Below are 18,964 nucleotides of genomic sequence, written 5' to 3'. Positions count from 1 at the left end.
ATCTTCCCGCATGCCAGTGCGTCAAGATCTCCGTAATGTCCACCACGGTAAAACTTCTCCTCGCCATCGGCTCCCTCGTCCCTGAACAGACGAGGGAGAACTCTGCTTGATCGCGAGGACCACCCCGGCACCGGCCCGCTCACGTTCCCCATGGGGAATTACGTGAGCGGCACCGCCACACGGTGGGGAATTACGTGAGCGCGAACCCGCCCAACCGGGGGAATTTCATGATCGCCGACACCAGGTCGCCGGCGGCGTACACGTCGAGGACGAGCCGGTCAACTTGATCGCAGGTCAGACCCGTCATATTCTCGACCCGCGACGGCCGGTCGGCGAAGATTTTCTGTGTGGTCACAGACCAGGAGGTCTACCCGAACGCGGCCGTCGCGTCCATTTAGGACGCTTTTCCTGGTCGAGCGACACGTCCCGTTAAAGTCCATCGATCAGCATCGACTGAATAACGCTCTAACTGCTTTCCGTGAATGTAGTTGACCCTGTTCACATCACGGTCTGTCGCGTAGCGAGCCGGATAAACAACCGGACGTAGATCCGTTTGAATAGGACGGTGTCGGCGGTCAAGAAGTCGCAGACCAGGATCGTGTGTAACTAAGGTGACCCCGCCATCCACCATGCGCTCGTAGGAGCATCGAAGTTATCGACATGCTGGAAGAAACCGACCCTGTGGGCTCGTAAATCCGTTCGTCTCCTGTGACGTGCGGTTTTCGTGCGCCGGTTCAGGGCATGTAGGCGGTGACGATACGGGCATGTCAGCCTCGTTCGTTTACCTGCTCCTACGCCAAATTCTGCAGATGCTAACCCAGCTCGCCCGCGACGGCGGCGCCAGGGACGTCGAACTTCTCGTGCTGTGCCATCAGATCGCGATACTGCGCCGACAGATACGCCGCCCCGAGCTGTAACCAGCCGAAGGGGTCCTGCCGACAGCGCTATCACGCCTCCTTCCCCGACCACAGTCGCCGACGTTCCTCGTCACCCCAGCCACGCTTCTGCGCTGGCATCGCCAGCTGATCACCGAAATTGGACCGTCCACACGCACATCCCGACCGACCACCAATCGACCGGGAACTGCCTTCGCTGGTGATACATCTGACCGCGGAGAACCCGACCTGGGGTCATCGCCGCGTCCGAGGTGAACTTTTCCGCCTGGGCTACCAAATCGCGTTAGGCCAACGGGATCAGCGTCGTCAGTATCAGAAGTTGCTGTTGGGTATTGGTTTGTGTCGATCCGGACACACACCAAACTCCAACGCCGAGGTCAAACGAGTCCGTCGAGTGCCGTTGGAGTTCAACTCGGTAGCGACACGAACCCCAAACGCCGAGGCATTCGCTGCCTACCTGGAACCACAGGGTCCACTCTGCGTGCTGGGTCCAGATGGGCTTGATCACAAGGATCCCGTCAGTGCCGCCGTCCTTCTTGCGACTTGGTGGCCGCACCAGCTGGCGGCCGGTGCGCGGCCAGACCATAGCATGACATTGGAAAACTAGACGTCGGCTTCGAGTAGTCGTTCGATGAACGTCGCAGTCTGGACTCCCTCAATCTGCCCGATACCGATGCGGTAACGCACACCGGCTCTGTCACGAAACGTGAAGGTCCATCCGCCGGACTCAAGGTCTACTGCGTCGCCGATCAGTTCAAGCTCCTCATCTTGTTCAAACACAGGTTCCATCGCCGCCGCGGTTCCGCCGTACTTCGACATAACAATCCAGCGGGCGAACGCTGCCGCTTCCGCAGCGGTCCTGGGAGGCACCGGATGGTCACCGGGTTCGGCAGTGCCCTCGCACGCCTTGTGCATTTTCCAGAGCTTCGCAAACAGGGCAGCGACGGCTGCTTCAATGGCCGTCTTGAACCCCTCTTCGGCGACATAAAGGACGATCTCTTGGAACGGCCCGCCGTCTCCGCCCCAACTCGATCTACCACGCCTCACTTGGAAGGTATAAAGCAGGCTTCTCCCGCGGATCAGATCCTCGACTTGGTGCTCAACCTCGATAGCCGCCTCGAGGGGAAGGCCGAAATGACCGATGTGCGCCTGGACCGGGACACCGCCGGGCCAAGCCTTGTACCCAATTACGACCGTTACCTCGACAAGAGGTTCAAAACGATCAAGCGTGCGAACTGTCATACGACCTACTCGCTCATCCAACAGTCGGTCCCGGCATGATAACCGGTGCCGTCAACTCCATCGTCCTCGCTGGACACCGGATCATCGCCGGGGATCGCCGTTTCGCGGCCGCAGGACGCGATCTTGGGCGTCGCATACGCCATGCTGTCCATCCGCGCCGCGTTCCCGCCGGATACCCTCTACCGGCCGCAGCGGCGGGTAGGCAGGAGTACCCGTGGGCCCGAACCCTCAAGGCTGCACTCGCCATCGCTGTAAGCGCCGCCTCCGTCGTGATCGCCACCGCGACGCCCGCCGAAGCGACGCCGCCGAACATCCCGTCGGCCGCTACCGCCGCCAGCCGGCTGGCCTCGTTAACTGTCGCGGCCGAGTCCCACAGCTCCACCTACAAGCACGACCTATCCCAGACCAGATCACAATCTCCGGCAGCTGCAACACCCGCGAGACGGTCCTCAAACGTGACGGCACCAACGTGACCGTCAACTCCGTCTGCGACCCGATCGGCGGTTCATGGCGCAGCCCGTACGACGGCGCCACCTGGATCAGCGCACCGGCGCTGCCAGCCAAAGTGCCGGTGTCGTTCTGCTGCTTCGATCCACTCGCAATCGACGGCACCCCGGTGACCGCCTGGAGCTAACACGCGCCGGCGCGAAGCCCTCGAAGCCAGTCCGGCTCGGCCCTGGCCCCATGCAAATCTCACCGCGGTTCGACGGCCCGGCGAGGGCATTCTCGACGCAGCGCGAGCTCATGGACTCGAGGGGATCGTGACCAAGCAACCAGCTCTACCTACCAGCCCGGCGTGCGCTCACGAAGCTGGATCAACGTGCCGATCAACCAATTCCAAGAAGGAAACGTCATCGGATGGCGGCCGGGCGAACGAGCCGGACCCATCGGCTCACTGCTGCTCGCCGCCCACGACACCGTCGGCCTTCCCCACTTCACCGGCGCTGTTGGTACCGGCGTCGCCCAAGCCATGATCACCCAGCTGAAATAGCAGCTGCAACTGGAAACCAGCAGCTCACCCGCCTCTGGTCGGCCAGTGCCGGCGATATACGCTTCACCGCGCACACTGGGTCCAGCCGCGGCTGGTAGGTGAGGTCCAATACCGCAGCTTTCATCCTCGGACCGCACCATGCGCCACCCCAGCTGGCGCGGCCTGCGAGGCGACAAGGTTCCGGGCGACGTTAAACTCGATCTATGGCATTAGCTGTGAAACGGGCTCGGCTATTGCTATTGGGTGCAGCACACAACCTCCTGAAGCTAGGCGAGAGGATCTTGGCGGGCGGGTCGCCTAACGCTTTCGTGCTAAGGGTGAGCGCGCCATTACGTCTCGCAGCAACGATTTGGCTAAGCTGTCCAGGTTCGCTCGGCAGCTCGACAGGAGGACGTTCCGATGGTGCGCGAATCGCGGGCCGGCGACGACTTCCATCTGCTCTGGGCCGCCCGGCGGGCACTCACGCTGCTTGACCCTCGGTCCGGTCTTGAACTGGTTCGGCTTGAAGGACCGAACCCCGCCGACGAACTTGAAGCAGCCTCATATCTTGGGTGTGACCTCGCGGAATACTACGGTGGGTCGACAATCCGCGACGCTAATCGCGTGGTCTTCTCCCAGCTAAAGTACAGCACCCTCCATGCTGGCACGATGTGGACCGTTGCCACGCTTACTAAAGTCCGCCGAGCGGGCGGAGCATCGGTGATGAAGCGACTGGCGGAAATGTTTGAGGGCTTATCGCCTGACCTTAGTCCTGAGCGCCGGTTGGAGAAAGCAACCTTCTGCCTAGTGGGCAATCAGCCGCTGGACACCGAAGTCGGGGAGCTCCTAGCCACCGTTAGCCTTATACTCTCACAAAAATCTGCCGGAACCGCTTTGGGGCCGCTCCGCTCGCGGCTCTCCGCACAACAGCGTGCCGCGTACGACAAGCTTCGAAAGGCAAGCGGCCTTGCCGCCGCTGAGTTCGCGGACTTCGTGCGGTGCTTGGATCTCACCGGATGCGGCTCCGAAAGCCGCAGCATGCAGAAACTCCATCTCGGCGTGGAGTTATCGCAGGTGGCCTTGGGCGGCTTCGACGCGACCCATCTGCTTGACCTCATGCGTAGGCAAATGCTGCCTGAGACAGCAAATGATGCCGGGATCAGGAAAGCGCATGTGATCCAAGCCTTAGGCGCAAGCGGCATCCAGAGTCTGTTCCCTTATCCCGCAAGAATAGTGATCCCTGCCAAACGTGTGCCGACCAGTCAGGCCAAGGAACTGGCTGCCCAACTAGCCAGACGCGAGCAAGTGGTGCTGGCCCACGGCGGCCCTGGCATTGGTAAGACGACCACCATGTCAGGACTCGAACCAACACTTCCGCCGGGATCGGTCGTTTGCGTGTTCGACTGTTTCGCCAACGGTCAGGACCTCAATCCAGCAGAGGACAGGTACTCCACCCGTGCACTAATCCAGATAGCTAATGAAGTCGCGCTTCGAACCGGTACCCTACCCCTTGTCGTGCCCGACTCAGGCGTCGCAGACAGCATTCTCTGGCAGCGCTTTCAGCGGATGCTGCAAACCGCGGCCGATGCCATGCCAATAGGGGCATTGCTGGTGATCGTCGTCGATGCGGCCGATAACGCCGTGCTTGCGGCCCAGCAGGCCGCTAAAACGTGCTTTGTGCACGGCGTTTGGCGTATCGCGCTACCGCAGAACGTGCGTATCGTCGTCACCGCGCGCAGCGGTCGGCGTGACGACGTCCTAGCCAACGCGCCTTCAGGACTTCAACAGGTGCAGCTTCCGCCATTCGACCTTGATGCCAGCAGCCGCATGCTGAAAGTCTGGCACCCAGTGGCATCAGACCTGCAATGCGCCGACTTTCACGAGTCGAGCAAAGGAATTGCCCGAGTGCAAGCCTATGCAATCGGCACCTCAGAACATGTGGAGGGCAAGAGCCAAACGAGCTCATTGGACGAGGCTCTGTCTAAGGCGCGCTTGGAACTTCCACAGATCTTCGATGCAGTCCTCGAAACCGCGCTTAGCAGCGTAAGCGACCCAGCCGAACGGCGGCGGCAGCTAGCCATCCTCGCGGCAATGTCTCGACCAGCTTCCGCCTCAACCCTATCTGCACTTCTAGGCGGCGAAGCACGGCTGAAATCCTTCATCGTTGACCTATCCCCGGCGTTACAACAGGTCGACGATCAGATGGGCTTCGCAGACGAGGACTTCGAACACCATCTTCTCAACGTGGTCACTGAACCGGAACTCGTTACAGCGCACAGCGAGTTCGCCGCCTACTTTCGCACCAGGCGGGCAACAGATCCAGAGGCAGCGCAGCATCTAGGCCAGCACCTATTTCTGGCCAAGGACCGGCGTAGCCTGATAGATCTGGTCCTCGCGGAAGGGCCACCCGCCGTCATACCGGATGGCTTTCTGCGCGCTCAGACATTCCGGCAGCGCACTGGATACGCATTGAACGCCGCCCGGACGCAGGACGACGCTACCACCGACAGCATTGACGCGGCGGAGATTGTGCAGCTACTGATCGCGGCTGGCGACGCCGCCAGGGTAGATACCAGCCTCGTTGACACTGTCCGGCAGGAGCCGGGCCTGGCCAAACTGTTCGCCGATCCCACGGCTATCGCTCAGATTCTCCTGGACGACAATAGCGGTCGCTGGCGTGGCGCGATGCATATGAGGGCCGCGGCGTTGCTGAGCCTGGATGAGAAGAGGGCAGCTGAGGCGACGGAGCAAATCGGTCTGGCGCACGCATGGCTCGATAGCTGGCGTAGTCGAGGCTTCCCTCGCGCAGACTTCACCGCCGAGGATGTTGCTCACCTCGTCCTCGCCATTCAGAAAGTTGAAGGCGTTGACGCAGCAGCGGGATACTTCAAACGCTGGCGCTCGCCGCAATTTGTCGAAGAGGTGGGGCACCACATAGTCGCCCTGTGTCCGGCATATGTGACAGCGGCCGACATTCGCGCTGGCATGCTGCTAGTGAAAGCCGGCTCCGTCGTCCAAGCCGAAGCCATCACCATGCTTGATACAGCCGGAGTGCCCGTTCCCTCACAATGGGTTAAGCAGGTCGCCCATCATATTGACCGGTTCCCTATGCGCCGTCTAGACAGAAGGAAGCATCACTACGGCCACGAGCGAACCGACTGGGGCGTGCGGTTCTGCGAGATCGCGCTCCAGCATAGGGTTTCCCGAGCTGTGGTGAGCCGGTTGCTTCAACGACTCGCACCGGCGGCGCCGCAGTACCTTAACGAACGTTGGGCCGCTCGGGAGATAGGCAGCTTCCTGCGGGCCGCGGTCCTGCGCAGCACATTGCTGGGTCGCGCCCCTTCAATCGAAGACCTCGCCGAACAATTGACACCGGAACTAGCGGATAAAGAGAAAGAACGCGCTAAGAAACAGAAAGAGATTTTTGTAAGTACGGCCGAGCGGTTACAACCGTTGATGGTCCACATCGCAACCTGCCGACTCGCCGCGTCAAGTAGAACAACGCAAAGCATTCCCAAGGCAGTTGGTGACCTCCTTGGATACATAGGCGAAAATACTCCGTCGGCAGACAGTCGGCTAGCCAGGAGCCGGGAGTATGCGGACGTTCCGCTGGCATGGTTTCGGCTCGCGCTTGAAGCGTTATGCCTCGCAAACAACAACCTTGCCCGGATAGAGAACCGCGAAGACATGATGAGCACGGTGCGGGCAGCCATCGAACAGACTGTCGACGCTTGCGAATCGCGGTTCAGTGCTGGAAACCTCCCGGTAGCTATCGGGCTGGCAACGGTACTCATCGCACATCAGACCGCGACCGATACCGCCCTCGAAATGCTGACCCGAGGCGCGGCCGTCATGGAGCGCGCAAGTCTCCCGGCCGCGGAGCGACGAGACTATCTTCTTGACGCGGCCCGTCTTGCGTACAAGGTTTCGCCTGATGCGGCGGCGGAGATCTACCGGCGCGCGATAGCGGTCGCATCGGATATCGACAGGGAAATCGGTAGGCGTTTAAGGATCGTCGCTAACCTAGCGGACAACGCGAGCAACACAGATGGGTTCGATATCGCGGCGAGTCTGGCTGCCGCACTCGAAGCAGCGTGGCCACTTGTCGACGATCCCAGCGAACATCTACCCGCATCGCTGATACTGCAAATGATCACCCATCTCGACCCACGCGCGGGCGCTGCGACCATGGTCAGGTGGTACCAGCAGGAACGTATTGGGCTCGCTCAAGGCCTAAGCGCATGCCTACCAGCAGCCGCTGACGCGGGCTCGATCTCTACCGAGGAGTCCATCGCGATGCTGCGGATGTGTCGGGGCACCAAACCGCTACTCGACACCGCACGACTAGTTCTCAAGCAGGACAAGTCGATCGGTGCCAGCAGGGCGAGAATGGCTCACTATCTCAGCCTTGTTGGGGACTGGATCGCTTTCCAAGGAAACGCCGAGGCCAGTCAGAGGTTCGCCGACCTATGCGCCGAGCTCGGCCAAGCGAACATCAGCAAAGCCGTTCAGGCCAAAAACGACGCAATTAAGATCCGCATGCTCAATCCCGACCCCCCACGCATCCACTCGACCTACCTCACCTCAGAGTCAGACAGCGATCACTGCGACCTTCGGGCAGCAAACGCGACAATCGGTACCCTGTCTGCTGACGTTGACTATCTGCGCACCCACCATGCTGGTGAGCCACTGCTGCGCAGAGCGCTCGAGTCGGCCGCAAGGTCGGCTAAGTGGGGCGAACGTGTTGCCGCCCTCGACGCAATCGCATCTATTGCCGAGCGAGACGATTGCGCGTATTACACGCCCTGCGTGGCCGGCGTAATCGGATCGTGCATCAAGATGTGGCAGACGGATTCCCGGGTCAGTCAATGGGTGGCGGAGCGGCTGCCTTTATGGCTCACAGATCGATGGCCCTTCCTGCTCGCTCATGAAAGAGAGCGCGATGGATATCCCGTTCGCAGCCTTACGCTACCGCTCGACGCCGTTCAGCTCTATCCAGCGATCCTTGCCGCGACCAGCGCCCATCTGGATGAGCTTGACGCGCCATTCCTTTACGCCACCGCCTCTGCCCTGAACGAACTCGTGCCAGACCCCCGTAGACGCACCGCAATAATCAAGTGGGCACTTTCGTCGCCAGGTCTGATGAGAAGGCAGACGGGCGCAACGCCAAGGCTGGCCGGCTCTGGCACTCAGGCGGCCATTGGCTTAACAAGCGTCCTGCTATGGGCGCTGCTGTGCCATGAAGACGTCCGCACAAGATGGAGAGCCACGCACGCCGTAGTCAACCTGCTCCAGAGCGACAACGGATCACACATCGCCAGTGATCTGTGGCGACTTGCGGAGGACTCACTTACCCATAATCCGGTGGCCGACTTCTTTCCTCCAGATCAAGAGCCCCGAAGTATGTCTGCCGTCCAAGCGCTACACATGATCTTCGCCCGTTTGGCGCATCGCAAACCCGGCACTATCCGGCATTTGACAACACATTTGGCCCAGGTGGCCGTCGACCGAGAATTTCCCCACGCAGTGATACGGCAGTTCGCCAAGATGAGCGTTGAGGCGATTGAGGCCGCTTTCCCGGCAACAGTCGAACCCGAGCTGCTGAACCAGGTCAGATTCGCCAATCAGCCCTTGGGCTGCAGCATTGAGAAGCAGTCCCGTAGAGGCGGAGAACGCGACATCGGAGATACGCGCTTCCGTTTCGACTATATGGACACCATCCCGTACTGGCTGGCTCCCGTCAGCAGGTTATTCCATAATGTCACGACCAACGACATCGCGACCATGGCGGATGACCTGATCACGGACAAGTGGGGACGTACCAAGGACGAGGCACGCGCCGACGCAACGCGGCGAGGCGAACGAGAATGGAAGCTCATCCGCAACGACCACGGCAGGTTGCCCGTGATCGAGTCCCTGCAGACCTATCTGGAGTACCACGCTATGGCAACTGTCGCGGGACAGCTGGCCGACAGCGACACACTTCTTGCCCGCGGATCCTACGAGGACGATCCCTGGGAAGGCTGGCTTAGGCATTATCTGCCGAGCGCCACAGACGCGTGGGTCTCGGACAGGCTACAGCCAATTCCCGTTCATCCACTCACCTATGGCGCCTGGAACCGCCTCATGGGCCACGAAAAAACGTCTGAACCGCCGGTTCAACCCGATGCCCAAATTGATGCACAGGCCGCCGCGACGCTCCTGCTGAGCTCACTTCGAACCCTGGACGGCGACGACGATTTCGAGATCGTATCGGCGTATTTCGACCTCACAGCGCACGGATGGACGGCAAGTGGCCACCTCGATTCCGCAACGGTCAACAGTCCTGCATCCCTGTCGCTGATGGCAGCCCTATCGACTTTTGAGGAGCCACAGTCCATACCCCCGCTCCACGACTGGCCTGAGGACGAGATCCTGCTTCCCGGTTTCCGGCTGACGGGCTGGATTGAAGCGAAACACCTCACGGACGGACCCGAAGCGCACGACCCGCTCGCCCGCCGAGCGAACTCCGACCGGCTGCTCCTGAGCTCCGACTTCGTTTCATTCGCAAGGCTGTCCCTCAACCACAACCAGACCGAATACCTACTTCCAAACGGAGCGGTGGCCGCCCGCATCCGCATGTGGTCCGACGACGACGCCTACGATTTCAGCAACGACAGAACGCCCGGTAAAGGAAACTACATCGCTGTCCGCCGGTCGCTTCTGGACTCCTATTTGGATGCGACGGGCTCAGACCTAATCCTCGGCGGATCCGGTTCCTTCCATCCGGAGAGAAACTACGACCGAAAAGCCGGCCAGTACATAGAGCCGTTCCAATACTGGCTTCGCCGCGCTGACCGTAGCGAGATCACCTGGCAAAGCCAACAACCTCAGGACGAAGCCGCAGATGACGACTAACAACCTATCCATCGATCTTCGCGTAAGGGATTTGGCGCTCCAGCTAATTGAGCAATTAGGCGAGGACAGCTCCCGATTGCTGGAACGTTGGCTCGCGTTCCGCATCGCGGAGCTCGTATTCCAGATCGACAATGCCGCTAGCGCTGACCGTCAAGCAGAGGTCATGCAGGCATGCACCGACCTTGTTCTCCAGGTCTGGAACAGTCGGCAACGGTGGCAACGCGGCTGGCCGCCCGAGTCGGCAGCTGCCATCATCGACGCGCTCAGGAAGGACCGAAGCCCTTGGGAGCCAAGGCGCCGGCAACGGTCTGAAGGTGAGATGTCATGGGCAGAAACGATGTCATCACTCGAACTGCTGCAAAAGGAGGAGCGGCAACTATGGCAACTGGTCGCCATAGGCTCCACTGACATGTCAGACACCGATAGCTGGCTCAAGTCCGCTGACTGGGCAATGGAGGGCGACGAGAAGACCACCCTTGCCGAGCTTTCAGAGATAGTTCAGCAGTACGGCGCACAGCTTGACGAACACATCCGCCGGCCCGCGGCAAAAGGGCGCGCGGCTCCAAGCGATCCAGATAAGCGGATCGCATGGCTGAAAGCCGAGCTAAAGGCCATACAAAAACGAAAGATTGCACTCCTCGACTCATTGAATGTAGCAACTGTCGGGGAGGCGGAGTGAAGGTTCACCGCCGCCGACATAGCCACCAACGGAAGCGCCCACGAAGCTGCCTTGGGTACGACGCCGACGCCAAGCACGACCGTAGATACTGCCGTCAGCCCCAGGATGGCAACTTGGACGAATTTGGCGCGCCTGCGTTCGCGAACTTTGCGTACGTGGGTCCATTCCATATGGGAGTCGACTAGATCTGGGAATTTAAGGAAGAGCTCACGATGCGGGACGTCCGGATCTCGGCCAACTAGCGAGAGAAGGCCCAGTTCGGATGGAAGGTTTGGCCGGGATTGCCTTCGCCACAACATCCGTTAAAGCTGCGAGATCGGTCAACAAAGTTCAAGTGGACGATCAGCCTGCGAGTATCCGACCGATGGACGTTCATCTGATTTGAAGGAGTGGTATGCGGTCGCAGACGAGAATCATCCCGTCGCCATCGGCCTGCGCTCCGTGGACCCTGGGTTCTGCCGCCTCTGCACGCCTCCCTCCGCTCTGGCAGGGCCTCAATGGACTCCATGAGCTGGCGACGGTCCAAACGGGCCGTGCTCTCGAATCCGGCACCGAGGTCAGCGCGACGGCGCTCAGGACAACTTCCGCTGCCGCGGCACATCCCGCCGCCTCGTCGAGGGTGGCCCTTGGCTAGGCTAGGAAAGGTTTATTTCGAGATCTACGGCGGTCGCTGTGGTGGATTGGACCCGCTCGCCGTCTTGGATCCGGATGAACCGCAGGGGGTCCGAAGGAGACATCTGCTTGCCGCCACCTGCGACACCATCAAGCAGGGCAACGTCGATCCGACCGACTTCGCGGCCGGGCTCCGCCGTGAAGAACGGCCATAGATCGATCGGATCTTCATGCCACAAATAGGGGTGTTGCGATACCAAGGGCCGCTCCGAAAACAGTGTTCTTTGGGGAAGTGCGGTTCCTGATCCACGTAAGATAGAAGCGGCAACCTTGTAGTGCTTGCCATCGAACGTGAGGCTGTTGGGGACGATGATTTCTGGCTGTGGTGCGCGAGTCACGCCGCACAGGAATGAGTCGAGAGCGGCATCCACCGCGTGAAGGTGCTCGTCGGCTTTCAGCGCTGATGGCATTTGGACATGGGCTATCTCGTTCCTGATCGCTATGGCGTCGTTGGTAAGGCGACTATCGAACTGGTTTGCCAGATGCGCTGCGTGCGATGTGGGTAACGCAGATGGGATTGCCCGGCAAATCTGGTTGGTGGTACCCATCGAAGGCGACATCATCGCAGGTAGATACCTATCCAAAAAGGCACGTGCGCTGGATGTTTTGGCGGCACGGGCCTCCGCGGCGGCTGTGAGGCAAGTGGTTCTCAGGGCGTATTCCAATGTGTACAGCGTCAGGTAGAGGCGCTGGACGGTAGTGTCGGCACTGTCAATGCGCGCGCAGTGGATCGCGAGCGGCGTGGGCAACAGTTGCGCCGAAAGTGCGCGGGCCTCCCGGCGGACGTCGGCGAGCAATGTTTCGACGCGTTGGGCGAGATCCGTTTGGGCGCGATCCTTCAGTACAAATCCTTTGGCGCCCAGGTGCAGGGCTTCGATGGTCTCCAGCTGTCCGGCTTGGCCCGACAGAACCATGGCGGGAACGCTGAACCCTGCCTCCTGGAGGGTCTGAAGAAGCCAAAGCCCTCCCCATTCGCCTGGCGGCATCTGAAGATCAACTATTAGCAGGTCGTACCGCTGAGTCCGGCATCTCTCGAGAGCTTGATGGCCATCCGTGGCGTAGTCGACCTTCGTCGTCGGGTTTTTGAAAAGCGTCGTCAGTGTTTTCGCGACGTCTGGCTGGTCGTCGGCAAAGAGAATCCGATTCGCGTACATCGCATCCATTCACTTCAGTCGGCTTGCGGATTGGCGCCGGAGGGAACCCGCAGGTTAAAGCGGCCGCCGGACGATGTGGAGTCGACATCCAGCGTCCCGCCCATGGCGCGCATCATCCTTCGCGAGCCCATGAGACCTATGCCGGTTCCATGTCGTTTTGTACTGGCGATGGGATCATCTCTCTCCAGTGCGTTGATTACAGGTCGTGGCACCCCGGGCCCTGAATCCACGATCCCGATGGACACGAATTCGCCGTCAGATTCGACCGACCAGTCGAAGCTTATCTGTCCTCCGCCTGGCATGGCTTCGATGGCGTTCTTGACCAAGTTGTCAAGCACAGCGCGCAAGACGTTCTGGTCTGCGAACACGCTGCCCTCGGTCGCTGTGGGAGGAACCAGACGAACTGTCTCCGGCACCGAGAACGTCTTCTCGTTCAGGTAGGACCTGAAGAACGTCGGCAGCGAGATCGTATCCAAGATTTGCTCGGAGTACAGCAAGGAAACGTCGGCCAAGCGAATCGCGAGCATCAACGCGGTGTCGAGATGCCGACTTGCTTGGAGGTGTCCTGCCAGCATGGCTGTTCGACTCGGATATGTCTGTTCGATTGAGACCTGGGAAGCCAGCAGCTCATTCTTGATGTCATGCAGGACCCGACCGATGTCGGAGTCCAAGCCGGTCTTGTCGAATCTATTCCAGGTCCCGAGAATCCAATTGCCGGCTACCTTTGGCCGCAGGTCCACCCTCAGCTGAACCATGTGCTCGTGTGAACTAATTCGGATTTCCTCTGCGGCCTCGCCGACCAGCATAGTTACCGGAGATTGCGTGGCTGCCTTGTGCCAGTCGCTGGTTCCGTAGAGCCGAATCGACATGTGCGGACCTTGAATGCCGCCTTCGATCGCCGTAATACCGGAGTTTTCCAGTACAAGGTCGGAAAGGATGTGCGCCAATGCACCAGCTGCCTGTCCCGAGACCATCAAGCCAGCGGGTATCATGATCTTCACCCGCCCGGGCAGCTGGTCCCGGTAAAGAGTCGTCCAGTCTGTTATGAAGGCTTTGACGTCTCGATGACGACTGTGATCCAGTTTGATCTTTTGGGCAGCGCAGACCGCGAGCAGCTGACGCCATTCCGGCTGAGAGACAAAGTTGGCAGGTCCGTCCCGGTGGCACTCATGAATCCAGGATATGGTCTGGCGCAATGCCTCCGAGAACCGATGTTGTTCACGGATTGGGACGCGGGAATACGCGTAGTAGTCAGCAAGATCGCCTTCTGCTCGGCCATGCGGCGGGTTCGCCACCAGTTCCGCAGCACTGAGCGCCCATCGTCGAAACGCGTTGAAATCATTGGCTCGCACTGCTTTACCAGCGAGGTATCCCCGTTGAATCCAGCGATGCCATCCTGGGTCTCGATCGCCAACCGACACAAGCTGGTGCCGCAGAAAGAATTTGGCCAGCTTGGCTTGCTCGGTGCCATGTCGCAGTGCGCCGAGTTGCCCTCCAAGAGTTGCTTCGATGGCAGCGACCAACTTGTCGGCAGCGGCCTGCTGAGCTCGTCCCTTCGAGCTGCCTCGACCTCTCGCCGCCACGGATTCGCCAAGCTTGGCGCTGAATACCACGGTTTCACAGTCGTATGACTTGGCGTGATCCGCACCTTGTTCAGAAATAGTCGATTCGATGGACAATTTCAGAGACGAAGCATGTTGTATGAACCTTGTATAGGTGTTGAGGCGGTGTTTGGTGGCGAGTCGGCGTAGCTCTGCATGCACCTTCATCGGCAAAGCCTGCTCGAATGCCCGTGGATCTTCGTGGCTGAGATACGCTGCCGCAAATACTGCCTGCACGACATCACTGGACAGCTCTTCGCCGAGGCCCTTGGTTCGTTGTCCTTGGCCGGTTAAAACGTGGTTCGAAGCGTCGAGTACGTCGCAGAGCGCGGCGATGTCATGAGATGGCACCGAGACAATCGTGGCCTCGTCTGAATCCGGCCGCCAGGTTCTCTGGAGCCAGTCCTGTGCCTGTAGGCGAGAAACTAGGTACGTAACTACGAAGCTGCCGAAATGAGCCAAGACCGCATTACTCGACGACGCCGTGTCCCGCTGATGGGTGGCCTCATGAATCCACGACGAATGCACTAGTGCCGCCGCGAAAGCATGGTGCCTCGCGGGGACACCAAACTCCGCAGCGAGCCGCTTCGAGTACGCGATCATATGCGGCGGAAGTCTCTTCGCATCTACAGGCTTCGCGGCGGCCGTGACAGCTGTCGGCAGCAGTTCGGGGTAAAACTCGATAAGAAGATGAGTGATCGCAAGTCGACGGGCGTCCTTCTTGGAGCGCGCCTTATGAGAGGCGGTATGTCCGCCAGGCCCTATCACGGTGGCAACAAAGGTCTTGTCATGGTCGGGTCCGAAGCTGTCGAATGACAATGTCGCTCCGCGAGTTTGTAGCTTCGCCTGGAAAATCTGGTAGACATCGATGCCGCTTGCACTTGTGGCCGGCGGGTTTGCCTTGACGACAGCGTGCACGCGGCAGACCAAATCCTCGATCGTGCTCTGTGCGCCCAGAAGTGAGGCCACGCCGAGGACCTGTAGGGCAACCGACGAGAGCACATTCTTGGTATGCGTCGCTTGAGGTCCGCCTGCGGCGACGATTTCGGCCGCCACTCCCTTGCCTACTAGGGAAGTAGTCTGCAACTTCAACTCGTCGACCAGGGCCAGGCGCAGCGGTCTGGTCTCTCCATCCATTTCCTTGATTCGGAAAGCAAGAGACATCGTCGGGTTGTCCCGATGGATGACCGTGATCAGGGCCAGGTTCGCGGCTGCCTTGCCGACCTTCTCGAGCATGGTTAGGATCGCCGGATTGAGGTCATTGAGCTCTACTTGGTGTTCGTAGAGATAGCTTCGATGCATCGCCGCCAAGCCGAGCCAAGGTTGGGCACGACAGCTGTCCTTGCTCGACCATCGATCGATCTGCAAGGCCTTCAGAAGATCGGCATGTGGAGCGGGTACGGCCCCCAGGTCGAGTATCGGTAGCCCTTGTCCTGCGTAATCGGCCGTCAACAAAATCTGCCTCCGCCCCTGGCCCATTGGCAGCTTAGGCGTTGCAGCGGCAAGCGCCATCATCCATTTATCCACGAGGATAAGGACGGTTGTCGACGGGTCCTGTTAGACGAGAACCGTTTCGCGCCCTCAAGCTCGCTCACAGGAGTGTCGAGCCGCTGCAGGCGCCGTCCCCACTTGGCGTGCTCGCGGTTCGGTTGCGGACCGGCGTCAACCAAGCGGTAGCCATAGGGCAGCCGGCCGCCGAGGAACCGGCCCTCCTCACGGGCTTGGGCTTGCATCGCCGCCGTGGTCCGGGACCGTGCGCGCACGACTCCCGGCGGCAATGCGAACCCAGCTCTAGCATCACCGCCTGTGAGCGGGCCGCCGATGTCGGGCGGGCCGGTGTCCGGCAGCCACAGCGCCCCCTGACTGCAATCAACCTTGAGGAGAAGCGAAATGCGGCGCGACCCTGTGTCGAGTCGCGCCGCCGATGGTCGGTGGTGCCGCATCTGCGGCGATGGATGGCGTCTAGATCAACGGGATCACGGCGGCCAGCGTCAGGCCCTGTTGGGTTTTGGTTTGTGTAGATCTCGGACACGTGATTACCCCACGAAGCTCATTCGCATCTGCTGCGGGTGGGCTTCGTCGGTTTCCTGCGCCTGTTCGTGTGCGGGTTCGATAGTCCAACTGATGCCGTTGGTTGTGATCATGAGCTGGTCGCTGCGGAGATGGCGGGCGAGGTCTTCGAGAGTCGAACCCCCACGGCCAAGGCCGCTGCGCAGCTCGGCGATTTTGCCGAGGGCGTGATCTTCTCGGACGTACAGGTTCTTGAGCCGGCCAGCGCCGCTGCTGCGAGCGCTGCTGTGGCCATGCCGACATCGGTAGCCCGGTCGGTCGTGCACCCAGTGTGCGTCCATGCGCCGGCGGCAGATCCCGCAGCGCAGCAGTCCGCTGAGCAGGTAGGTGCGGGAAGTACCGTCCTCGTTCGGGCGGGCAGCGCGGATCGCTTGCACGGCAACGAAGTCCTGCTCGCTGACCAGCGCCTCGTGGGCCGGCCGTTCGGAGATCACCCACTCCCCCGCTGGATTCCACCGGTGGAGCTCATCGTGACCAGATTGGCTGAAGAGGTCGTCGGGGCCGGTGGGGTCGCGGTCGGTGCGTTGCCGATTCCACACCTGCCGACCGGTGTACCGAGGATTGGCAAGGATCGCAGCGACGGACTGAATCGTCCAGGCGTCGCCTTTGCGGTGCCGGTTGCGGTGCCGATCAGCACCCGATGGGCAGGGCACCCCGTTGTCGTTAAGTTCGCGGGCTATTCCCGCGAGGCTTCGCCCAGCCAGCCGCTGGGCGAACATCCACCGCACCTGCGGCGCCGTCTCCGGGTGGGGTTCGAGCCTGTGCAGGCGACGGCCCCATTTCGCGTGGACGCGGTTGGGGTGCGGGCCGGCATCGGCCAGCCTGTATCCGTACGGTGGACGACCACCCAGATGCCGACCCTGAACTTTGGCCTGGGCGCGCATCGCCGCAAGCACGCGAAACCGTGCCCGTAGGACCTCGCGTTTGGACTGGACCCCGAGCAGCCGCATCAACGCCAGATGCGCCGGGTCGTCAAGGTCGACCGGTCCGTCAACCTCGGGCAGCCACAACTGCACTCCGTGCTGCTGGAAGACCGGCATCATCTGGACCAGCTGGTCACCGTAGAAGGCCCGTTCGTACTCGCCGACCACAATCGCATCGAACCCGCGATCGGAGTCCGCGATCGCGGCGAGCAGTGCTGCCGCCTGCGGCCGGCTCGGCCACGGCAGACGACGCGAATAGCCGACGTCGAAGAACTCGGCCACAACCCGACCATGCCCGCCGACAAGCTCGCGGGCGAAGTCAAGCTGCCACCGCAGCGACGACACCCGATCCTGATAGTCCTCTGTCGACATCCGCCCATAGAACGCGAACCGCAACCCGCCGCCGCGAGCGCCACGCTTGCGCTGACGCGGCACCCGACGCGTTGCCGCCCAACAGCTCAGGAGATCACCTTCGCCCGTCACGACACCTCTCCACCCACCCTTCCGGAAATCGTTCACAGCCGTAAAGAAGAGAGCGATGGAGGGCAGAAGATACAACCCCCGCTGCATATCACCTGATCGGGCAGCCACGTCAGACACCCATTGATGAAAGGCACCGTCTTCTGGCCAATGCAAGAAGTCCATATTCGACATACATTCCATCTACATGGCCAATTTTGATGCGTCGTTCTTCCTGGTACATATACGTCGTGACAGGCTTGGCGAGTCTCATGGCTGGAATCGTCGTAATGGTTGCTTGTTCGGCGTGCTCCGGACCAGCTAATCCAGCGTCAGGTGTTCCAGTGCCCTCGCCTTCGCCATCGTCCCTGGCAACGCAGACGAGCAGCCTTCCCTCCTGGCTCCAGTCGCCAGCTGACTTTCATGGCCGCGACTGCAGGCAGGCATCAGCCGACGAGGAAGCGTTTCTGCCAGGCCTGAGGTTGTCGGAGATTGCGCGGAAGATCGACGACGCCAACGTCCTTCACGCCGTTGCTCGAATTATCTCAGTCGCCAATGCCGCTCGGACGTACGTGATCGCAGCCTGCCGGGGCGCGATGAGTGTGGATCAGAGAAAAATGTGTAAAGAGGCGCTCGAGTGGATCACGTTCTTTCGTCCGGGCAAGGAGGAGCTGGACGCGGCGACGGACGATTTGCGGTCCGCCGCGCGGATCTTCGTACCTGACCTGGACGAGGCGTTCGTCGCGGTGGCCGATTCCATCAGCATGTATGGACGATTGCTGTACTTTGACTACGGCTGTCTAGAGCTGACGAGAAAGAGCTAGACGTTGGCTGCGCTCAGGCTCACTCCGCCCACGCAGCCGGCTGAAACGCCCCACACCAAGTTTCAGGCCCAGCCCAATAGACGAAACACACGATGCGGGTCTTGAGCTTGTCCATCGCCGACATGACCAACGGGGTTCCTCTCCCGCTGGTAGGGATGGGTGAGCGTTCCAAGAGACGACACGGCGTTACCGTCGCAAAACGGCCGCCGTCCAGGCAGAGGGTGCGCCAGGCTCTCCATCAGGGCACGTGGTTAAGGGCGAGGGACGCAGGCCGGACAGTAGGATGCTGCGGCACGCGCATCGAGCGGAGTGAGGCTATGAAGTTATTCCTTGCAGCTCCATTCCAAATAGGAGCTGCCCGAATCGCGGATCTGCTGACCGCGAAGCTCGAGCACGTGCCAGCCACTATAAATACCGGCACCAACTCGAATCGACCTAGCTTGTTCTTTAAGGTTCGAGAGACCCCGCTGTCGTATGTGGACAGCCCTTGGTCGATCATTCTTCTTGTCGAGGGAAGAACATCAATCATCCAAGGGCTGTCGGTGATAAGTGTGCACGATCCGGTTGTGGGCAAGGC

At 60.7% G+C, this 18,964-nt stretch carries 12 protein-coding genes; 7 read left to right on the top strand and 5 right to left on the bottom strand.

Going from position 1 to position 18,964, the window contains the following annotated elements; all coding sequences use genetic code 11:
* Positions 1-190 precede the first annotated feature (190 nt).
* Complete coding sequence (locus DM816_RS43000) at positions 191-355, bottom strand: hypothetical protein (protein ID WP_162907942.1); 165 nt, start codon at positions 353-355, stop codon at positions 191-193.
* A 409-nt stretch (positions 356-764) separates the two neighbouring features.
* Between DM816_RS43000 and DM816_RS42995 the strand changes: the two genes are divergently transcribed.
* Positions 765-917, top strand: a complete 153-nt coding sequence (locus DM816_RS42995; protein ID WP_162907941.1) for a hypothetical protein — start codon at positions 765-767, stop codon at positions 915-917.
* Positions 918-1,499: 582 nt separating this feature from the next.
* Here DM816_RS42995 and DM816_RS28965 read toward each other — a convergent pair.
* Positions 1,500-2,138: a hypothetical protein gene (locus tag DM816_RS28965; RefSeq protein WP_117213558.1), complete on the bottom strand. Its 639-nt coding sequence runs from the start codon at positions 2,136-2,138 to the stop codon at positions 1,500-1,502.
* Between the two features lie 469 nt (positions 2,139-2,607).
* On the opposite strand from DM816_RS28965, the gene DM816_RS43940 reads away from it, so the two are divergent.
* The 4 genes from DM816_RS43940 to DM816_RS28945 all read left to right on the top strand — a co-directional run bounded on the left by DM816_RS43940 (position 2,608) and on the right by DM816_RS28945 (position 10,684).
* Entirely contained in the window at positions 2,608-2,772 is a 165-nt protein-coding gene (locus tag DM816_RS43940) for a hypothetical protein (protein ID WP_211588902.1), read from the top strand.
* Between the two features lie 162 nt (positions 2,773-2,934).
* Positions 2,935-3,129, top strand: coding sequence for a hypothetical protein (locus DM816_RS28955; RefSeq protein ID WP_117213557.1), 195 nt, complete (start codon positions 2,935-2,937; stop codon positions 3,127-3,129).
* 399 nt (positions 3,130-3,528) lie between these two features.
* Positions 3,529-10,005 (top strand): hypothetical protein, encoded by a 6,477-nt coding sequence (locus tag DM816_RS28950; protein ID WP_162907940.1) that lies wholly within the window; start codon positions 3,529-3,531, stop codon positions 10,003-10,005.
* A complete protein-coding gene (locus DM816_RS28945; protein ID WP_117213555.1) occupies positions 9,995-10,684 on the top strand; it encodes a hypothetical protein in 690 nt (229 codons plus the stop codon). Before DM816_RS28950 ends, DM816_RS28945 begins: the two co-directional genes overlap by 11 nt.
* Positions 10,685-11,319: 635 nt before the next feature.
* Here the strand turns inward: DM816_RS28945 and DM816_RS28940 are convergent.
* The 3 genes from DM816_RS28940 to DM816_RS28930 all read right to left on the bottom strand — a co-directional run bounded on the left by DM816_RS28940 (position 11,320) and on the right by DM816_RS28930 (position 17,587).
* Positions 11,320-12,519: a response regulator gene (locus DM816_RS28940; protein ID WP_117213554.1), complete on the bottom strand. Its 1,200-nt coding sequence runs from the start codon at positions 12,517-12,519 to the stop codon at positions 11,320-11,322.
* A 5-nt stretch (positions 12,520-12,524) separates the two neighbouring features.
* A complete protein-coding gene (locus DM816_RS28935) occupies positions 12,525-15,626 on the bottom strand; it encodes an ATP-binding protein (protein ID WP_117213553.1) in 3,102 nt (1,033 codons plus the stop codon).
* A gap of 521 nt (positions 15,627-16,147) precedes the next feature.
* Entirely contained in the window at positions 16,148-17,587 is a 1,440-nt protein-coding gene (locus tag DM816_RS28930) for a recombinase family protein (RefSeq protein ID WP_425455284.1), read from the bottom strand.
* Positions 17,588-17,907: 320 nt separating this feature from the next.
* On the opposite strand from DM816_RS28930, the gene DM816_RS28925 reads away from it, so the two are divergent.
* Together DM816_RS28925 and DM816_RS43935 are read left to right on the top strand one after the other, a co-directional pair.
* Complete coding sequence (locus DM816_RS28925) at positions 17,908-18,387, top strand: hypothetical protein (RefSeq protein ID WP_162907939.1); 480 nt, start codon at positions 17,908-17,910, stop codon at positions 18,385-18,387.
* Between the two features lie 317 nt (positions 18,388-18,704).
* The coding region (locus DM816_RS43935; protein WP_211588901.1) for a hypothetical protein at positions 18,705-18,964 on the top strand (260 nt) is incomplete at its 3' end.

Source organism: Allorhizocola rhizosphaerae, from assembly GCF_003426775.1.
Lineage (GTDB): Bacteria > Actinomycetota > Actinomycetes > Mycobacteriales > Micromonosporaceae > Allorhizocola > Allorhizocola rhizosphaerae.
The sequence above is the reverse complement of the archived record's forward strand: the minus strand, read 5'-3'. Positions and strand labels throughout refer to the sequence as shown.

Bases quoted from the DNA above. Each gene is read 5' to 3' on its own strand.
- DM816_RS42995 (WP_162907941.1), top strand. From the start codon at position 765: ATGTCAGCCTCGTTCGTTTACCTGCTCCTACGCCAAATTCTGCAGATG.
- DM816_RS28965 (WP_117213558.1), bottom strand. From the start codon at position 2,138: ATGACAGTTCGCACGCTTGATCGTTTTGAACCTCTTGTCGAGGTAACG.
- DM816_RS28950 (WP_162907940.1), top strand. From the start codon at position 3,529: ATGGTGCGCGAATCGCGGGCCGGCGACGACTTCCATCTGCTCTGGGCC.
- DM816_RS28945 (WP_117213555.1), top strand. From the start codon at position 9,995: ATGACGACTAACAACCTATCCATCGATCTTCGCGTAAGGGATTTGGCG.
- DM816_RS28940 (WP_117213554.1), bottom strand. From the start codon at position 12,519: ATGGATGCGATGTACGCGAATCGGATTCTCTTTGCCGACGACCAGCCA.
- DM816_RS28935 (WP_117213553.1), bottom strand. From the start codon at position 15,626: ATGATGGCGCTTGCCGCTGCAACGCCTAAGCTGCCAATGGGCCAGGGG.